Below are 16,026 nucleotides of genomic sequence, written 5' to 3'. Positions count from 1 at the left end.
GGCCTCGAATATCGAGCGCCGCCCTTTTTTGTTTGCTGCAAAGGTGCTCAACGTTTGCCGTAGTAGAGCCCAACCACATGCTCTGCCTGCGCGAAGAACAGCCAGCGTGACGCGGCAACCCCAGCCAAGTGCGAAACGACCGCCAGAAGCGCAAGCAGGTGTTTTAGCGCGAGCCCTTCCAATGGGATCGCGACGAACACGACGGGCAGAGCAAAGGCCAGCAGGAACGAGATGATCCGCAGCTTCTCAGCATGTTTGCGGCCAACCACGTGGACGAACTCTCGTAGCAAGTAGTTGGTCCCGGTATGCGGAGGCTCAAACGCCCGCACCGACCCGCGCTGACCCAATCCTGTTGCTGTCCCAAGGTCAGTCCCCGAGCTGGCAAGCGCCTTGTCCCCCTGACGCCAGTACAGAATCTGCACCAGAGCGGCGATCAACAGCAAAGGCAGCGCGACCGAGGTTTGACCGGCCATCAGGGCTCCTCCGGCCAGGCTGAAGCTGAGGAACATGGCCGGCGTTAGCTTCATGTTCCAACGGGGGATCGTCTTGAGCTGGGTGTAGATCATTGATGTGGTGAACACCGTAGCCAGCGAGAACAACGCGCCGAGCCAGCCCAAAAGACTCCAGCGTTCGCCCATGAAAACTGAACCGATTGCGAACAGGCCCATCAGGACCAGTGCGATCACGGCGCACCAACCCTCGCGGCTGAGCCAGCTAGAGCGCCATTGCGTGAACGCCTTCCAAGCACGCTCTGGGTGACCGAGGTGAAAGGTTGACGCCAGCAATCCGCCGAGGGCCAGCCCGTAGGCAATCAGGAAGAAGACAAAGGCGACCCAGCCTGTAACGTTTGGCATCCCGAGGCCCAGGAAAAATAGTAACCCAAAGCCGAGGCCGGACAAGGTGGTGAAGATGATAACGGATGGGGCCGGATGCATCAGAGCTTCTCCAGAGTTTTGTCGAGCCAGCCGAGGAACCCTTTGGGCTCTTCCGCGACGGGGGCCAGCAGTGGGGCCAGAATGTCGATCTGGTCCTCGATCTGATCCTTGGGGCGGGGCGGCAGGTATTTGTTGACAGGTTTGGTGCCCATTTCTGGCATCAGGTCCATACCGTCTCGTTCAGCGACCAGCTTGCTGACGTCGCTGTTAGGATCGCCGAGGTCCCCGAAATGACGCGCTCCGGCTGGGCAGGTGCGGACGCAGGACGGCACCCGATCCACTTCGGGCAGGTTTTCGTTGTAGATGCGATCGACGCAGAGGGTGCATTTCTTCATCACGCCCTCGGCCATGTCCATTTCCCGCGCGCCATAGGGGCAGGACCAGGCGCAGAGGCCGCAACCGATGCAGTCGCTTTCGTTGACTAGCACGATCCCATCCTCGACGCGTTTGTAGCTGGCTCCGGTTGGGCAGACCGTAACGCAGGGTGCGTCTTCGCAATGCAGGCAGGATTTGGGGAAGTGGATCAGTTGGGCAGGGCCCTCGGTCGGTGTGACCTCGTAGGAGTGGACACGGTTCAGGAATGTGCCCGAGGGGTTGCCGCCATAGGCATCCTGATCAGACAAGGGTGCACCGTAGTTTTCGGTGTTCCAGCCTTTGCAGGAAATCACGCAGGCGTGGCACCCGACACAGGTGTCGAGGTCGATAACGAGGCCCATTTTGCGTTCGGTAGACTGGGGAAGTTGCGTCATATCAGGGAACCTCGGCTTTGGTGGGCGGGGCAGGGGGCCAGCCCCCTCTTGAGCCTTTGGCTCAATTCACCCCCGAGATATTTTTGGCCAGATGAAGATTGGATCATTTGCCTACCTTCCACGCGATATCCTTCGGGCCGGTGCCTACGGGGGAATTGATCGGGGCAAATTCGGGTTGGCTTTCGGTATCTGCTGGAGGGGCCGCCTTTTCGATCCTGACTTTCAGGTCGAACCACGCGGCCTGACCGGTGATCGGGTCTGAGTTGGCCCATCGCATACCGTCGCCTTTAGGCGGTAGCAATTCATGGATCAGGTGGTTGAGTAGGAAACCCTTGGTGGCCTCGGGTGCGTCCTCTTGCAGCGCCCAGGCACCTTTGCGCTTGCCGATGGCGTTCCATGTCCAGACGGTGTTTTCATTCAGCGCGGCCATCTCCATCACGGGCACGGTGATCTCGCCGTGAGGAGAGGTAACCTTGGCCCAGTCGCCGTCTTGCAGCCCGTGTTCGCGCATCAGCTTCGTGGGGACGTAAAGCGGGTTGCGCCCGTGAAGTTGCCTCAGCCAGGCGTTTTGGGTGCCCCAGCTGTGGTACATCGCCATTGGCCTCTGGGTTAAGGCGTTGACGGTGAAGCCCTCGTTGCCTTGCTGGTCGGTCTCGTACCAAATGGGCAGAGGGTCCATGGCATCCTTGATGCGTTGTCGCAGGTGGTCGGGGGGCTGGTTCGGTCCGTGTCCTTCGGCGGCCAGTTGGAATTTGCGCATCGGCTCGGAGTACAGCTGGAACAGGTAGGGCTGCGGACTGTCGTAGAGGCCCATTCCAACGGCCCAGTCCTGATAGGCGGTATTCCACGGTTTGTAGTAATCCGCACCTGCGGGGATATGCGCGACGTAGAAGCCTCCGTTGTCGATATAGCGGTTCAGTTGGTCCGGGTTGACCTCTCCGCGGCCTTCTTTGGTGCCATCTTCGCCACGGAACCCGGCCAGAGGGCCGATGCCCGGCTTGCGCTGGTGATTGACGATATAGTCGGCATAGTCCTTCCACTTCGGTGTGCCGTCTTCGTTGGTGAAGCCCGGCAGGCTCATGCGGTTGGCGAGTTGAATCAGCACCGATTGGAACCCGCGCACGTCACGGTCGGGTTCGACCACTGGCCAGCGAATCGCATCAGCAGCGGCGTCGGCCTCGCAGATCGGGCGATCCAGCAGCGAGATACAGTCGTGCCGCTCCAGATAAGTGGTGTCGGGCAGGATCAGGTCGGCATAGGCGACCATTTCCGAGGAATAGGCATCCGAGTAGATGATATGCGGGATGACGTATTTGCCGTCTTCGGTTTTGGCCGACAGCATCTCCATCACACCTTTGGTGTTCATGGAGGAGTTCCACGACATATTCGCCATATACATGAACAACGTGTCGATCTTGTAGGGATCGCCTGCGGCGGCGTTCGAGATCACCATGTGCATCAGCCCGTGGGCCGACATCGGGTTTTCCCATGTAAAGGCCTTGTCGATACGCTGAGCGGTGCCGTCTTCGTCTAGCAGCAGGTCCTCGGGGCCGCGCGGGAAGCCAAGGTGAGGGCCTTCCAGCGGGCGGCCCGGGCGGCGGTCTCCGTGTGGCGTTGGGTGCGCCTCGACGGGTTTGGGGTAGGGCGGTTTGAAGCGAAAGCCACCGGGGACCTCGACCGTGCCCAGCAGGATCTGCAGCACATGCAGCGCGCGGCAGGTCTGAAAGCCGTTGGCATGGGCCGAGATCCCCCGCATGGCGTGGAAACTAACCGGGCGGCCTGTCATCTTGGAGTGCTTTTCGCCCCGGAAATCAGTCCATTCCTGGTCGAGCTCGATGGCCTCATCAAAGGCGACGCGGGCGATTTCGGCGGCGATGGCGCGGATTTTTTGGGCCGGAATGCCACAGCGCTCGGCCACGTTTTCGGGGGCGTGATCGTCCGAGAGGTATTTCTCGGCCATCTGATGGAAGACCGGGCGGTGAGTTACGCTATCCTTGTCATAGGTGGCGGACAGATCCGGGCGCACGCCGGGTTTGTCAAAGGCGGTTGGTTCGCCGGTCACACGGTCGATCACCAAAGGCTTTCCGTCGGCGTCGCGCAGGAACAGGCCCTTCTCCGGGCCGTCAGAAGCATTCACCAGAACCGGCGCGTTGGTGTAGCGGGCAAGGTAGTCGAGGTCGATCTTGCCAGCCTTCATCAGCACATGGATCAGCGACAGGATGAACAGCCCATCGGTGCCCGGCGTGATCCCGACCCAATCATCGGCAATGGCGTTATATCCCGAGCGGATCGGGTTCACCCCGATCACCCGCGCGCCGCGCGCCTTGATCTTGCCGATGCCCATCTTGATCGGGTTACTGTCGTGGTCCTCGGCCACACCGAACAGCATGAACAGCTTGGTATGGTCCCAATCGGGCTGGCCGAACTCCCAAAACGCGCCGCCCATCGTGTAAATGCCGCCCGCTGCCATGTTGACTGAGCAGAACCCGCCATGGGCCGCATAGTTGGGCGTACCAAAATTCTGTGCCCAGAAGCTGGTGAAGCTCTGACTCTGGTCGCGCCCGGTGAAGAAGGCCAGCTTGTGCGGTGCGGTCTCGTGCAACTCGTTCAGCCAACCGACGGCAGTGCTGATCGCCTCGTCCCATTCGATCTCGCGGAACTCACCCGAGCCACGCGGACCGACCCGCCGCAGAGGCTTGCGCAGGCGCGAGGGCGCGTTGACCTGCATGATGCCTGCGCTGCCCTTGGCGCAAAGCACGCCTTTGTTGACCGGGTGATCGCGGTTGCCCTCGATATAGGCAACCTTGCCGTCCTTCATGTGAACATTGATGCCGCAGCGGCAGGCGCACATATAACAGGTGGTGCGCCGGATCTCGTCCGAGACTTTCGGGCTGGTGTCGATCTTCGGTTGCTGGATTGTCATCTGGCGTCCTTATGTCGGGGCGGCGGGTCAGGTTAGGAATGTTAGTCCGGCGAGGATAATTCCTGCAATAAAAAGAGTTTCCACGACGATCAGGGCGATGGCTGCGCCTCCGACCGAGAGGATTTGTTTCAGGTTCGTCTTCATTCCAACCGCCGCGATCGCGATCAAAAGCAGCCAGCGGGAAGTCTGGCTGAGTAACTCGGACAGGAAGGGCGGGATCAGGCCGAACGAGCTGGCCGCGGCCAGCACCAGAAACCCGATCACAAATCCGGGCAGGATCGGAGGGCGCTTGCCTGCTTCGTCCATGTCGGTGACGCTGCGGATGATCAGCGAGGCGACCAGAACCACCGGGGCCAGCATCGCCACGCGGAACAGTTTGACCAGCGTGGCGGTGTCGCCGGTTTGTTCAGAGATTGAGAAGCCTGCGCCGACAACCTGTGCCACGTCGTGGATCGTTCCGCCCAGAAACACACCGCCCGCTACGTCATCCATGCCCAGCGTGCGCACTAGAATCGGATAGGCGATCATGGCGATGGTCGACAGGACAGTGACGCCGAGAACGGTGAAAATCAGCCGCTCTTCGGATCGTTCGTCTTTAGGCAGGATGGCGCTGATCGCCATTGCCGCAGACGCGCCACAGATGGCGACAGAGCCCGCCGTCAGGAACGCGAAACGCCATTTGTGACCAAAGAAACGTGCGATCAAAAGACCGAACGCGATGGTGGCCAATACGCCGCCAACCACAAGGGCGATCAGGTCCCAACCCAATCCCATCATTAGCGTCATAGAAATCCGCACACCCAAAAGCGCCACGCCAAGCCGCAGCAGGGATCGGGCTGCAAAACCGATGCCGGGGACAGTCTTGCCCTCTTCGCCCAGAAAGCTGAGTGCGATGCCAAGCAGCAAGGCCATCAGCATGGCTGGGGTCGCGTAGTGTTCCGACAGGAATTTTGCCGTTACGGCTACGGTGATCGCCACCATAACCCCGGGGAACATGGTTCGAGCCGTCTGGGCGACATCCGCGCCTAAGGAGCTTTTGAGTTCAGTCTTACCCAGCATCGGTTCGTTGATCTTTCTTGAACACGTTTACAGTTAAACGGCAAAGCCGCAGAGGTTATGCAGTAGCTGGATGAGCTGGCTCTTGCGATGAACCCACTTGTTGTGCCTGCACGGCGGTCACGGCGATCATGTGCAACACATCGTCCGAAGAGCAGCCGCGCGACAGGTCGTTTGCGGGTTTTGCCAAGCCTTGTAGAACAGGCCCAATGGCCTCGGCCCCGCCAATACGTTGGGCGATCTTGTACCCCAGGTTGCCCGCATCGAGGTTGGGAAAGACAAACACGTTTGCTTTCCCTGCCAATGGCGAATTCTTGGCTTTCTTACTGGCGACCTCTGGCACATAGGCAGCGTCGAACTGCAACTCTCCGTCGATGATCAGGTCCGGATTGGCGGTTTTGGCGATTTGTGTGGCCTCAACCACCTTTGACACTTTCGGATGGCTGGCGCTGCCGCTCGTCGAGAAAGATAGCATCGCAACACGAGGCTCTTTCCCGGTGAGTGTGCGATAGGATGCGGCCGAGGCCTGAGCGATCTCGGCCAACTCGCGTTCGTTCGGATCAACGACCAGCCCGCAGTCGGCGAAAATATGGGCGCCCTGAACCGTGTGGTGGTCGCGGTCATAGATCATCAGAAAGAAGCTGGACACCATATGGGCGTCAGGTGCTTTGCCGATGATCTGCAAAGCGGCGCGAACAGTGTCCGACGTGGTTTCCACAGCACCGCCGACCGTGCCGTCAGCCAGCCCGAGATGGACCAACATCGCGGCGTAGTTCAGACGGTTTTGCACCAGCGACTTCGCAGTCTCAGGCGTTACGCCTTTGTGTTTGCGCAGTTCGAAATAGGCATCAGCAAAGCGATCCAAGTGGGGCGAAGTTGCCGGATCGTGGATGTCTATCCCGGCAACATCCGTTCCGCCTTTTTCAGCCAGCAAAGAGGCAACTTTGGTCTGATCGCCGACAAGGATAATATCGGCTGCATCTTCGGTACGTGCTTTCAGCGCACCTTCTACAACACGTGGATCATCGCCCTCAGCAAGGGCGATGGTCTTTTTGGAACTGGTCGCAGCCCCGAGAATTTGATGGAGGGGCTTCACCGCGATCAGGCCTCGACTTGCGGCTTCATGTCTGCTGCTTCGATACCCGCAACCGCAACCGGCTTCTTCATCGCGTCGCGACGGAACGGCTCACCCAGTTCCTGGTTGATCATGGCTTCGATCAAGGTGGTGATGCCGTTCTTCTGATCTTCAATCGCCTGGTTCAGCGCAGCTGTCAGTTCGTCCTGCGTACGGGCGACGACGCCTTTCAGACCGCAGGCTTCCGCGATACCGGCGTAAGAGACCTTGGTGTCCAATTCGGTGCCGACGAAGTTGTCGTCGAACCACAGGGTCGAGTTCCGCTTTTCAGCGCCCCACTGGTAGTTGCGGAAGACGATCTGGGTCACCGCGGGCCATTCTTCACGGCCGATTGCAGTCAGCTCGGTTACGGCGATACCAAAGGCACCGTCGCCCGAGAAACCAACAACGGGCACATCCGGGCAGCCGATCTTGGCGCCGATCACTGACGGCAGACCATAGCCACAGGGGCCGAACAAGCCAGGGGCCAGATATTTGCGGCCCTCCTCAAACGAGGGGTAAGCGTTGCCGATGGCGCAGTTGTTGCCGATGTCGGACGAGATGATCGCCTCTTTCGGCAGTGCGGACTGAATCGCACGCCACGCCATGCGCGGGCTCATCCAGTCCGGCTTGGCTGCACGGGCGCGTTCGTTCCAGGTGGTGCCCGGGTCGTCCTGCTCGTGGTCCATTGAGGTCAGTTCCTGCGCCCAACGCGACTTGGTTTCAGCGATTTTCGCCTTACGCGCATCGCGGCCTTCATCGCCCGCAGTGCCCGAAAGCTGTGCCAGGATGCTGGTTGCAACGGTGGCTGCGTCGCCAACGATACCAACGGAGACCTTCTTGGTCAGGCCGATGCGGTCCGGGTTGATGTCGACCTGAATGATTTTCGCTTCAGTCGGCCAGTACTCCATACCGTATCCGGGCAGGGTCGAGAACGGGTTCAGACGTGTACCAAGGCAGAGAACCACGTCTGCTTCCTTTATCAGCTCCATCGCAGCTTTCGAGCCGTTGTAACCCAGAGGGCCAGCAAACAGCGGGTGCGAGCCGGGGAAAGCGTCGTTGTGCTGGTAGCCAACGCACACGGGGGCGTCCAGACGCTCGGCCAGTTCTTTCGACGCTTCGATGCCGCCCGCGGACAGTACCGTGCCAGCACCGTTAAGGATGACTGGGTTCTTGGCATCGGACAGCAGAGCGGCAGCTTCGGTCACGGCAGAGGCGCCGCCCGAAGGCAGTTCGAATTCGACCACTGCAGGCAGCTCGATGTCGACAACTTGAGTGAAGAAGTCACGGGGTACGTTGATCTGTGCCGGGGCGGAGGCGCGCTTGGCTTTGGTGATCACGCGGCTGAGGACTTCGGCCATGCGCGACGGGTCGCGTACTTCTTCCTGATAGCAGACGCAGTCTGCGAACATCCGCATCTGTTCCATTTCCTGGAAACCGCCCTGGCCCATGGTCTTGTTCGCGGCCTGAGGAGTGACCAGCAGCAGCGGGGTGTGGTTCCAGTAGGCGGTTTTGACGGCGGTGACAAAGTTGGTGATGCCCGGGCCGTTCTGCGCAATCATCATCGACATTTTGCCGGTGGCGCGGGTGTAGCCGTCGGCCATCATGCCGCCCGAGCCTTCATGCGCGCAATCCCAGAAGGTGATGCCAGCTTTCCCGAAAATATCCGAGATCGGCATCATGGCAGAACCGATGATGCCAAAGGCATGCTCGATCCCGTGCATCTGCAGAACCTTAACAAAGGCTTCTTCCGTGGTCATTTTCATCGGTGGCTCTCCAAAACTGAATGCGTGAATTGGCCGGGGGGGTTCAGCCCGGCCTTTGATACGGTTTTGGCGTATGGGTGCGGATGGCGTTAGGGCCAGATGAGGCGGCGGAATACGTCCAGCCGAGGGCTAACTGGCCCGGATCGCATCCGCGATCAGTTTCACCCCGGCCTCGATGCGGTCGGGTGCAATCGAGGAATATCCCAGACGGTAGAAATTCCCAGGCGGCCTTGGCCCCGAAAAGAACGGCGCGCCAGGTTCGATATGCACCCCTTGCGCCTGCAACGTGGCCGCCAGCTGCGCGGTGTCCACATGCGCGGGGGCCTGCATCCATATGGAGGACCCGCCGAGCACGCCGCGCCCCGCGACCTGCAGCGCATGGGTCTGAACGGCTTCGTCCAACGCCTCGCGCCGTTGGGCCAGGGCGTTAGACATGCGCCTGATCTGAGCGTCGTAGTGCCCGAGTGACAGGAAATAGGCTGCCGTGCGCTGAACATGCCCGGGTGGATGCCGCAACACGAGCGACCGCAGCGCGCGTGCCTCGCGGATGAAGGTCTCGGACCCGACCATGTAGCCCAGACGCAACCCCGGAAACAGCGATTTCGAGAAGCTGCCCACATAGACCACCCGCCCGTCGCGATCCATCGACTTGAGCGCGGGTGAAGGTGCGCCTAGATAGGCCATCTCGAACTCGTAGTCGTCCTCAACGATCATGGCGTTCAGCGCGGACGCGCGTTCCAAGAGGGCGGTTCTGCGGCTGACGGGCATGGTGGCCGTTGTGGGGCTTTGGTGGCTGGGGGTGGTAAAGATAACATCGGTGTCGTCTGGCAGGGCCTCGGGCGGCAGACCGTCACCATCCACGCGAATCGGGGCCATGGTGCAATCCGAATGGCTCAGCAGCTCACGCAACGCGTAGTAGCAGGGGTCTTCGATTGCCGCTGTGCGCCCTTTTTTCAAAAGAATGCGCGAGGCCAGCCACAACGCGTTCTGCGCGCCAAGCGTGATCAGGATCTCTTCGGGGCGGGCGGTGATGCCTCGGCGTGGCAGGGTGTGGCGGGCAATGAACTCGACCAGCAGCGGGTCGTCCTGATCAGCGTAGTCAGTCGTTAGGGACTCGAAATCCTTGTGTCCCAGCGCCCGAACCGCACATAGCCGCCAATTCGCGTGGTCAAACAGTGTCCGGTCAGCCTGCCCGTAGATGAACGGGTATTTGTAGTTGCGCCAGTCCTGAGGTTTGGTCAGCACATTACCGCCCGAAAACCGCCGGGCCAGCGCGTTGTCCCAGTCGACCGTCTCTTCGCTGCGCGGGACGGGTGTGTATTTCGGCGGGACCGGCGCATTTTCTGATACATAGTAGCCCGAACGCCCTTTGGCGGTCAGGTAGTCATTGGCCAGAAGTTCGGTATAGGCCAGTGTCACCGTAATCCGACTGACGCCCAGATGGGTTGCCAGCTTGCGGGACGACGGTAGCTTTTCCCCAATGTGGAACCGACCCGACAGAATGCCTTCGGCGATCATCTGCTGGATTTGCGCCTGCAGAGTCCCCTGTCCGTTCAGCTCAAGAAAGAAAGTGTCAACCGAGATAGCCATGAGCGCTTATAGATTGGACTTAAGGCGGTGGCAATCTGGACTTACATGCCTCGGAGTGAATTTGTGATGCGGCTTGACGAGTAAATTCGAATCACCTAAATAACTAGAAATCTAGTTTAATGGAAAATTCAGATGTGGGAAACCGCTGCAGCAGGATTTTCGGCCATGGGGTCCGAGGCCCGGTTGAAGGTTCTGAAAACACTTGTGAGGGCCGGGCAGGCCGGTCTGACCGTGGGTGAGATCCAGACACGTACCGGCATCGCCCCCTCCACCCTTGCGCATCACCTTCGGTTTCTGGCTGCAGGTGGTGTGGTTGAACAGGAAAAGAACGGGCGCACGACGATCAATCGCGCCTGTTTCAACGAGTTGCGAAACCTGGCGCAGTTTATTCTAAGCGAATGCTGCGCAGACGAAGTAGGAAAGGCCGCAAACGATGGCTGAACTATCACAAAACCCAAAAGCCTCGGCCAAACTCGCGCTGGATGTGATCAAAACGCCTTGGGCTTTGATCGTCGCGATACTGGCGTTGGTCGCAGTTTTCGATCCGGGCAACTGGGCTGAGGTCGTAACCTTCGCCGCCAAGGCGCTGGCGCATACGGGCCAGTATATCCTGTTCGCCGTACTTCTGCTGTCCTATCTCAAGGCCACTGGGGCCGAGGTTATGGTGGCGCGCGCTTTTGAGGGGCGGGAAACCCGGATGATCTTTCTGGCTGCCTTGTTCGGAGGGCTTGCGCCGTTTTGTTCCTGCGAGGTGATCCCGTTCATCGCCGGGCTTCTGGCACTGGGTGCGCCGCTGTCTGCGGTGATGGCCTTCTGGCTTAGCTCTCCGCTGATTGATCCGCCGACATTGCTGATCACCGCAGGCGCGTTGGGGTGGCCTTTTGCCATCGGCAAGGCTGTTGCAGCGGTTGCCTTGGGCCTGTTCGGCGGGTTCGCTGTGCGCCTTCTGATGCGCAACGGAGCCTTCGCTCAGCCCCTGCGCGAATACAAACCCGCTGGTTGCTGTGGCTGCGGCCCCAAGCTGGATGACAAACCCGTCTGGAAGTTCTGGCAGGAACCCGAACGCCGTCAGCGTTTCCGCTCTGAGTTCGTGCATAACGGTATTTTCCTGCTGAAATGGCTTGCTCTGGCCTATGTGCTTGAGGCGCTTCTGGTCAGCTATGTGCCTGCAGACCTGATCGCGCGCGTTGTCGGCGGAGAAGGCGTTCTGCCCATCGTCGTTGCCGCGCTGGTCGGAATGCCCGCCTATCTGAACTCCTACGTCGCGCCACCGCTTTTGGCGGGGCTGATGGAGCAAGGCATGACGGCGGGCGCGGCCATGTCCTTCATGGTGGCAGGGGCGGTAAGCTCAATCCCGGCCATGGCTGCGGTCTGGTCATTGGTGAAACCGCGCGTCTTTGCCACCTATCTGACCCTCGGGGTCGGGGGCGCGATTGTCGCCGGGATCTTGTTCCAGATGCTCTGAAAAAGAAAACGCCCGGCGCAGTGCCCGGGCGTTTTTCTCTGGTTCGTTTGGGATCACCCAGCCTCGCAGAACCGAGGCAGTTTGAACCGGTATCGTGCCTCTCCGCTTTCCACGTAGACGCGTTTTTCCACGCAGGCGCTGGTGCCCACCGATTGGGATATTGGCGCCTCGGTCGAGGTGATCGACGTGGCCGTTCCATCCGGCAGACGAACCGAAGCGATGACCCCGTTTTTCAGGTCCCCGTTGATCGCTGTGGCCGACAGAACCGGGACGGTCATGAAAGAATGATGCTCATGCTCGCCGTCATCCCCCAACAGGAAAAGACCGCCGACGATGAAAGCCATGACCACGGCAGCGGCCAGACCCAAACCCCAGGTTTTTAGGAAGGCGTAGATCGTTACGGCGCGGTGTGGGCCAAAGATGGCAGATAGAATGTTGAGCATGAGAGGTCCCAAGAAAACGCCCCGGCCAGTTTAGACCGGGGCGGGTCAGAAATCAGGGGCGCAGATCGTCTTCGTCTTCGTCGTCCCCACCGCCTTTGGGCAGGTTGAAGAAGCTGTCGGCGTCCACGATCGGATCACTGTCTTCCTTCTCGGCTTCCGGCTCGTCCGACAGCGAGAAGGTTTCCAGACCTTCAATCGCGGTCGGGATCTTCGGCGCTGCATCCATTTCCAGCGACTGCTCGGTCGAGACCAGCTTGCGGCGCTCGTCATCGCTCATCACGCCGCCTTCAGCCGCTTTCTTCGCAGCGGCTTTCTGCACCACGGCGTCCAGTTCGGACTGTTTGCACAGGCCCAAGGCAACTGGGTCGATGGGCTGCATGTTGGCGATGTTCCAGTGCGTGCGTTCGCGGATCGACTGGATGGTCGGCTTGGTGGTGCCAACCAGCTTGGCGATCTGACCGTCGCTGAGTTCAGGGTGGAACTTGACCAGCCACAGGATCGAGTTCGGACGGTCCTGACGCTTGGACAGCGGGGTATAGCGCGGACCACGGCGCTTTTCCTCGCCCGTTGCCGACGGGTTGAACTTGAGCTTCAGTTTGTGCAGTGGATTGTTCTGCGCCGAGTCGATCTCTTCCTGTGTCAGCTGGTTGTTGGCAAGCGGGTCGAACCCTTTGACACCAGCGGCCACATCGCCATCGGCAATGCCCTGCACTTCAAGCTCGTGCATCCCTACGAAATCCGCGATCTGCTTGAAGCTGATCGTGGTGTTGTCCACCAGCCATACGGCTGTTGCCTTGGCCATAAGCGGTTTTGCCATCAGCCCGTCTCCTATACATACATCTGTCCCGTCGCCGGAATTCGGCGGCCCCGGGGTTTTGGGGCAGGTTTCCGTTGTCGGGGAACTTGGGGTGTATATAGTCGCCGCGACGCAAGAAGGGAAGAGGCGAATGCGCCAAGGGTTTTTAGCGCTGGTTTTGTGGGTCACAAGCGCAGTTGCTGGGCTGGCCGAGGGCGAAAAGGCCGGTGAGTTCGACTATTACGTCCTCGCGCTGAGCTGGTCTCCGAACTGGTGCGCGCGCGAAGGGGATGCCCGCGGGTCGGACCAATGCGACGCCCGGCATGAGCATGGCTGGATATTGCACGGGCTCTGGCCTCAGTTCCATCAGGGCTGGCCCTCCCTTTGCCGCACGCCCGAGGCCCCGCCGTCGCGCGCAATGACCCGCGCGATGGAGGATATTCAGGGCAGTGCGGGCCTTGCATGGCATCAGTGGAAGAAACACGGCACTTGCTCGGGCCTGTCGGCGCAGGGCTATATGGATCTGTCGCGCGAAGCTTATGGTCGCGTGACCCGGCCCGAGGTGTTCCGGCAGCTTGATACCTCGGTCAATCTGCCCGCGTCGATCGTCGAAGAGGCCTTTCTAAAAGCCAACCCAGCTCTCGAGCGCGACATGATCACCATCACCTGTAAACAGGGCTATATCGAAGAGGTCCGCCTGTGCCTGTCCCGCGACCTTGATCCCGTGCCCTGTGGCCGCGATGTCATCCGGGACTGCACGGCCAAGGACGCCCTGTTCGACCCGATTCGCTAGAGCTTTTTATTCTGACAATCTCGCGCGTATTCCAGCGCCTTGGCGGTGCCTTTGAGGTCGATGGCCATCACCACTTCGCCGGCCGGGTTGTAAACCGTCATCGTCTTGTTCTGAGCAATCGCAGTGACGAAATTCCGATCCGTGAAAAATACGGTCGCGCCGGGGACGTCACGCTCGTTGAAGCCAATGGCGGTAGCGTCATAGCTTTTGCCGTCCAGAGCAAATCGGATCGGGTAAGTTTTGCCTTGCTCGATATCGCCCCAGGCCTTGTTGTAGACGGCGAAATACCCGCGATTGCCTAGCGCGTCATAGCCGATCCGAACGACCGAGAGGTCCTGATACACCGTCTGGATCAGGCACCCATTGCCCAACGCGGGGTCCATCATGATGTTCCAGCCGTCGACAAAGCCTTTGTCGATCAGTTGCTGAGAAAACGCTGCAGTGGCTGTAAAGGCGGCAAGTGCCAGGGCGAAAAGGCGTTTCATAACAGCTCCCAAAATCAAACGGATAAGGTCATAGCCATAGTACACGCCGCGTGCGGCAGGCAAAGGCCATTCTTGACTGAGGTCGCCGCGAAAGAAGACCTATGTGCATGGCCGAACCCGGCTATGTCTCGCCGGGGGAGGCGCTTGAAACTCGGCTGTGGCACAATAGTTTTTGCCCCATAAGACAAGGAACGAGCCATGCCGCAACATCCAAGAACGTTCTCTCACATCGGATTGTCCGTCCCAAACGTTGACGATGCTGTAAAGTTCTACTCCGAAGTCCTTGGTTTCTACGTGATCATGCCACCGACTGATGTGGTAGAGGATGACACGGATATTGGTGTCATGTGCACTGATGTGTTTGGTCCGGAATGGAAAAAACTACGTATCGCGCATCTCGCGACTGCTGATCGCATCGGGTTCGAGCTTTTCGAGTTTGACGGGAATTATGTACCGGAAAACAATATCGACTTTCGCCAGAATGGTACGTTCCATTTTTGCGTCCAAGACCCGGATGTCGAAGGTCTAGTAGAAAAAATCGTTGCAGCCGGTGGCAAACAACGGATGCCGATTCGATACTATTATCCCGGAGAAAAACCCTACCGAATGGTCTACGTCGAAGACCCCTTTGGTATTGTCTTCGAGATCTACAGCCATTCCTACGAATTGACCTACTCGTCGGGTGCTTACACCTGACATGCGAGGCGGAGTCTCGTGTGCAACCGGAAGGGGTGAAAGCGTTCCGGTTGCTGTGTTTTGCACTGCTCAAAGCTCCTTCCGCGCCCTCAACGCCGCCGTAATCGTCCCGTCATCCAGATAGTCCAGCTCGCCACCAATCGGCACGCCTTGTGCCAATGAGGTGAGGCGGACCTGCCCCTCCAACTGATCGGCGATGTAATGCGCCGTGGTCTGGCCGTCGACGGTGGCGTTCAGGGCCAGAATGATTTCGGAGACGCCTTCGGCCACCACCCGATCCTTGAGGCGGGGAATGCGCAGCTCATCCGGGCCAACACCATCCAGCGCTGACAGCGTGCCGCCCAACACGTGATAGCGGCCTTTGAATACGCCGGCACGCTCCATCGCCCAGAGGTCGGCGACGTCCTCGACCACGCACAGCTCTCCGGTTGCGCGGGCCTCATCGTTGCAGATGTCACAGATGTCGGTGGTGCCCACATTGCCGCAATTCAGGCATTCGCGGGCGGTGATGGCGACCTGCTGCATCACGTCGGACAGAGGCGTCAGCAGCAGGGAGCGCTTCCGGATCAGGTGCAGCACCGCGCGGCGGGCCGAGCGGGGGCCGAGGCCGGGGAGCTTGGCCATCAGGTCAATCAGATTGTCGATGTCGCTGTTGGAACTCACGGCCTGTCCTGTCTGGCGCCGGAGGGAGCCTCCGGCGGGAGTATTATTGAAAAGATGGAGATCAGAACGGCAGCTTGATGTCTGCGGGCAGGCCCATGCTTTCGGTCAGTTTGGCCATTTCGGCCTGCGAGCGCTCGGCGGCTTTGGTCTGAGCGTCCTTGATGGCCGCAAGGATCAGATCCTCGACCACTTCCTTGTCGTCGCCATTGAAGATCGACGGATCGATATCCAAGCCCTTCAGCTCTCCCTTGGCGGTTGCGGTTGCCTTGACCAGCCCTGCGCCGGACTCGCCTACAACCATAAGGTTGTTTAGCTCTTCCTGCATCTCGGTCATCTTGGTCTGAAGATCCTGCGCGGATTTCATCATCTTGGCCATATCGCCCAGGCCGCCTAGTCCTTTGAGCATGTTGCTTCTCCTGTAGGTCCGGTTTTTGACTAGATACGGGGGTCACCGTGGTGACACAAGAGCAGAGCACACTCCCGCCCGTCGTCAAGGTCTTTGGCAAGACCTTTCCTCCCGTTGGGCCCGGCAGCGCTCGGGCAAAGCCCGAG

16 protein-coding genes are annotated in these 16,026 nt (G+C 59.8%); 4 read left to right on the top strand and 12 right to left on the bottom strand.

Annotated elements, in window-relative coordinates; translation table 11 throughout:
• Positions 1–47 precede the first annotated feature (47 nt).
• From ACR0B5_RS10260 to pdxR, 7 genes are all read right to left on the bottom strand, one after another.
• Positions 48–935, bottom strand: a complete 888-nt coding sequence (locus ACR0B5_RS10260) for a dimethyl sulfoxide reductase anchor subunit family protein (RefSeq protein WP_480540230.1) — start codon at positions 933–935, stop codon at positions 48–50.
• Positions 935–1,684, bottom strand: coding sequence for a 4Fe-4S dicluster domain-containing protein (locus ACR0B5_RS10255; protein ID WP_480540229.1), 750 nt, complete (start codon positions 1,682–1,684; stop codon positions 935–937). The genes ACR0B5_RS10260 and ACR0B5_RS10255 overlap by 1 nt, the downstream gene beginning before the upstream one ends.
• Positions 1,685–1,787: 103 nt before the next feature.
• Positions 1,788–4,607 carry a molybdopterin oxidoreductase family protein gene (locus tag ACR0B5_RS10250; RefSeq protein WP_480540228.1) on the bottom strand — a complete coding sequence of 940 codons (2,820 nt, stop codon included), beginning with the start codon at positions 4,605–4,607 and terminating at the stop codon, positions 1,788–1,790.
• 27 nt (positions 4,608–4,634) lie between these two features.
• The gene (locus ACR0B5_RS10245; RefSeq protein ID WP_480540227.1) at positions 4,635–5,666 is read right to left on the bottom strand and encodes a YeiH family protein; all 1,032 of its coding nucleotides are present in this window, start codon (positions 5,664–5,666) and stop codon (positions 4,635–4,637) included.
• A 55-nt stretch (positions 5,667–5,721) separates the two neighbouring features.
• Complete coding sequence (gene pta, locus ACR0B5_RS10240; protein ID WP_480525786.1) at positions 5,722–6,759, bottom strand: phosphate acetyltransferase; 1,038 nt, start codon at positions 6,757–6,759, stop codon at positions 5,722–5,724.
• A gap of 5 nt (positions 6,760–6,764) precedes the next feature.
• Positions 6,765–8,543 carry a sulfoacetaldehyde acetyltransferase gene (gene xsc, locus ACR0B5_RS10235; protein WP_170642664.1) on the bottom strand — a complete coding sequence of 593 codons (1,779 nt, stop codon included), beginning with the start codon at positions 8,541–8,543 and terminating at the stop codon, positions 6,765–6,767.
• Positions 8,544–8,672: 129 nt separating this feature from the next.
• Entirely contained in the window at positions 8,673–10,133 is a 1,461-nt protein-coding gene (pdxR, locus tag ACR0B5_RS10230) for a MocR-like pyridoxine biosynthesis transcription factor PdxR (RefSeq protein WP_425083547.1), read from the bottom strand.
• A gap of 132 nt (positions 10,134–10,265) precedes the next feature.
• On the opposite strand from pdxR, the gene ACR0B5_RS10225 reads away from it, so the two are divergent.
• Both ACR0B5_RS10225 and ACR0B5_RS10220 read left to right on the top strand, forming a co-directional pair.
• Entirely contained in the window at positions 10,266–10,574 is a 309-nt protein-coding gene (locus ACR0B5_RS10225; protein WP_170766627.1) for a winged helix-turn-helix domain-containing protein, read from the top strand.
• A complete protein-coding gene (locus ACR0B5_RS10220; RefSeq protein ID WP_475218526.1) occupies positions 10,567–11,598 on the top strand; it encodes a permease in 1,032 nt (343 codons plus the stop codon). Before ACR0B5_RS10225 ends, ACR0B5_RS10220 begins: the two co-directional genes overlap by 8 nt.
• Before the next feature lie 53 nt (positions 11,599–11,651).
• Here ACR0B5_RS10220 and ACR0B5_RS10215 read toward each other — a convergent pair whose 3' ends face one another.
• Entirely contained in the window at positions 11,652–12,041 is a 390-nt protein-coding gene (locus tag ACR0B5_RS10215; RefSeq protein WP_170661522.1) for a hypothetical protein, read from the bottom strand.
• Between the two features lie 52 nt (positions 12,042–12,093).
• Positions 12,094–12,858, bottom strand: coding sequence for a DUF1013 domain-containing protein (locus ACR0B5_RS10210; RefSeq protein ID WP_480540226.1), 765 nt, complete (start codon positions 12,856–12,858; stop codon positions 12,094–12,096).
• Positions 12,859–12,988: 130 nt separating this feature from the next.
• Here ACR0B5_RS10210 and ACR0B5_RS10205 point away from each other — a divergent pair, with 130 nt between their 5' ends.
• Positions 12,989–13,630: a ribonuclease T2 family protein gene (locus ACR0B5_RS10205; protein WP_480540225.1), complete on the top strand. Its 642-nt coding sequence runs from the start codon at positions 12,989–12,991 to the stop codon at positions 13,628–13,630.
• On the opposite strand, the gene ACR0B5_RS10200 is transcribed toward ACR0B5_RS10205, so the two are convergent.
• Positions 13,627–14,115: a hypothetical protein gene (locus ACR0B5_RS10200; RefSeq protein ID WP_170666038.1), complete on the bottom strand. Its 489-nt coding sequence runs from the start codon at positions 14,113–14,115 to the stop codon at positions 13,627–13,629. The two genes, ACR0B5_RS10205 and ACR0B5_RS10200, sit on opposite strands and share 4 nt — an antisense overlap.
• Before the next feature lie 198 nt (positions 14,116–14,313).
• Here ACR0B5_RS10200 and ACR0B5_RS10195 point away from each other — a divergent pair, with 198 nt between their 5' ends.
• Positions 14,314–14,811 (top strand): lactoylglutathione lyase family protein, encoded by a 498-nt coding sequence (locus ACR0B5_RS10195; protein ID WP_170666037.1) that lies wholly within the window; start codon positions 14,314–14,316, stop codon positions 14,809–14,811.
• 69 nt (positions 14,812–14,880) lie between these two features.
• Here ACR0B5_RS10195 and recR read toward each other — a convergent pair whose 3' ends face one another.
• Both recR and ACR0B5_RS10185 read right to left on the bottom strand, forming a co-directional pair.
• A complete protein-coding gene (recR, locus tag ACR0B5_RS10190) occupies positions 14,881–15,474 on the bottom strand; it encodes a recombination mediator RecR (RefSeq protein ID WP_480540224.1) in 594 nt (197 codons plus the stop codon).
• 61 nt (positions 15,475–15,535) lie between these two features.
• The gene (locus ACR0B5_RS10185; RefSeq protein ID WP_170328851.1) at positions 15,536–15,880 is read right to left on the bottom strand and encodes a YbaB/EbfC family nucleoid-associated protein; all 345 of its coding nucleotides are present in this window, start codon (positions 15,878–15,880) and stop codon (positions 15,536–15,538) included.
• Positions 15,881–16,026 lie beyond the last annotated feature (146 nt).

Source organism: Ruegeria sp. AG1, from assembly GCF_056541705.1.
The sequence above is the reverse complement of the archived record's forward strand: the minus strand, read 5'-3'. Positions and strand labels throughout refer to the sequence as shown.

Bases quoted from the DNA above. Each gene is read 5' to 3' on its own strand.
- ACR0B5_RS10215 (WP_170661522.1), bottom strand. From the start codon at position 12,041: ATGCTCAACATTCTATCTGCCATCTTTGGCCCACACCGCGCCGTAACG.
- xsc (WP_170642664.1), bottom strand. From the start codon at position 8,543: ATGAAAATGACCACGGAAGAAGCCTTTGTTAAGGTTCTGCAGATGCAC.
- ACR0B5_RS10250 (WP_480540228.1), bottom strand. From the start codon at position 4,607: ATGACAATCCAGCAACCGAAGATCGACACCAGCCCGAAAGTCTCGGAC.
- ACR0B5_RS10205 (WP_480540225.1), top strand. From the start codon at position 12,989: ATGCGCCAAGGGTTTTTAGCGCTGGTTTTGTGGGTCACAAGCGCAGTT.
- ACR0B5_RS10210 (WP_480540226.1), bottom strand. From the start codon at position 12,858: ATGGCAAAACCGCTTATGGCCAAGGCAACAGCCGTATGGCTGGTGGAC.
- ACR0B5_RS10195 (WP_170666037.1), top strand. From the start codon at position 14,314: ATGCCGCAACATCCAAGAACGTTCTCTCACATCGGATTGTCCGTCCCA.
- ACR0B5_RS10260 (WP_480540230.1), bottom strand. From the start codon at position 935: ATGCATCCGGCCCCATCCGTTATCATCTTCACCACCTTGTCCGGCCTC.
- ACR0B5_RS10255 (WP_480540229.1), bottom strand. From the start codon at position 1,684: ATGACGCAACTTCCCCAGTCTACCGAACGCAAAATGGGCCTCGTTATC.
- ACR0B5_RS10225 (WP_170766627.1), top strand. From the start codon at position 10,266: ATGTGGGAAACCGCTGCAGCAGGATTTTCGGCCATGGGGTCCGAGGCC.
- pdxR (WP_425083547.1), bottom strand. From the start codon at position 10,133: ATGGCTATCTCGGTTGACACTTTCTTTCTTGAGCTGAACGGACAGGGG.
- ACR0B5_RS10185 (WP_170328851.1), bottom strand. From the start codon at position 15,880: ATGCTCAAAGGACTAGGCGGCCTGGGCGATATGGCCAAGATGATGAAA.
- ACR0B5_RS10245 (WP_480540227.1), bottom strand. From the start codon at position 5,666: ATGCTGGGTAAGACTGAACTCAAAAGCTCCTTAGGCGCGGATGTCGCC.
- ACR0B5_RS10220 (WP_475218526.1), top strand. From the start codon at position 10,567: ATGGCTGAACTATCACAAAACCCAAAAGCCTCGGCCAAACTCGCGCTG.
- ACR0B5_RS10200 (WP_170666038.1), bottom strand. From the start codon at position 14,115: ATGAAACGCCTTTTCGCCCTGGCACTTGCCGCCTTTACAGCCACTGCA.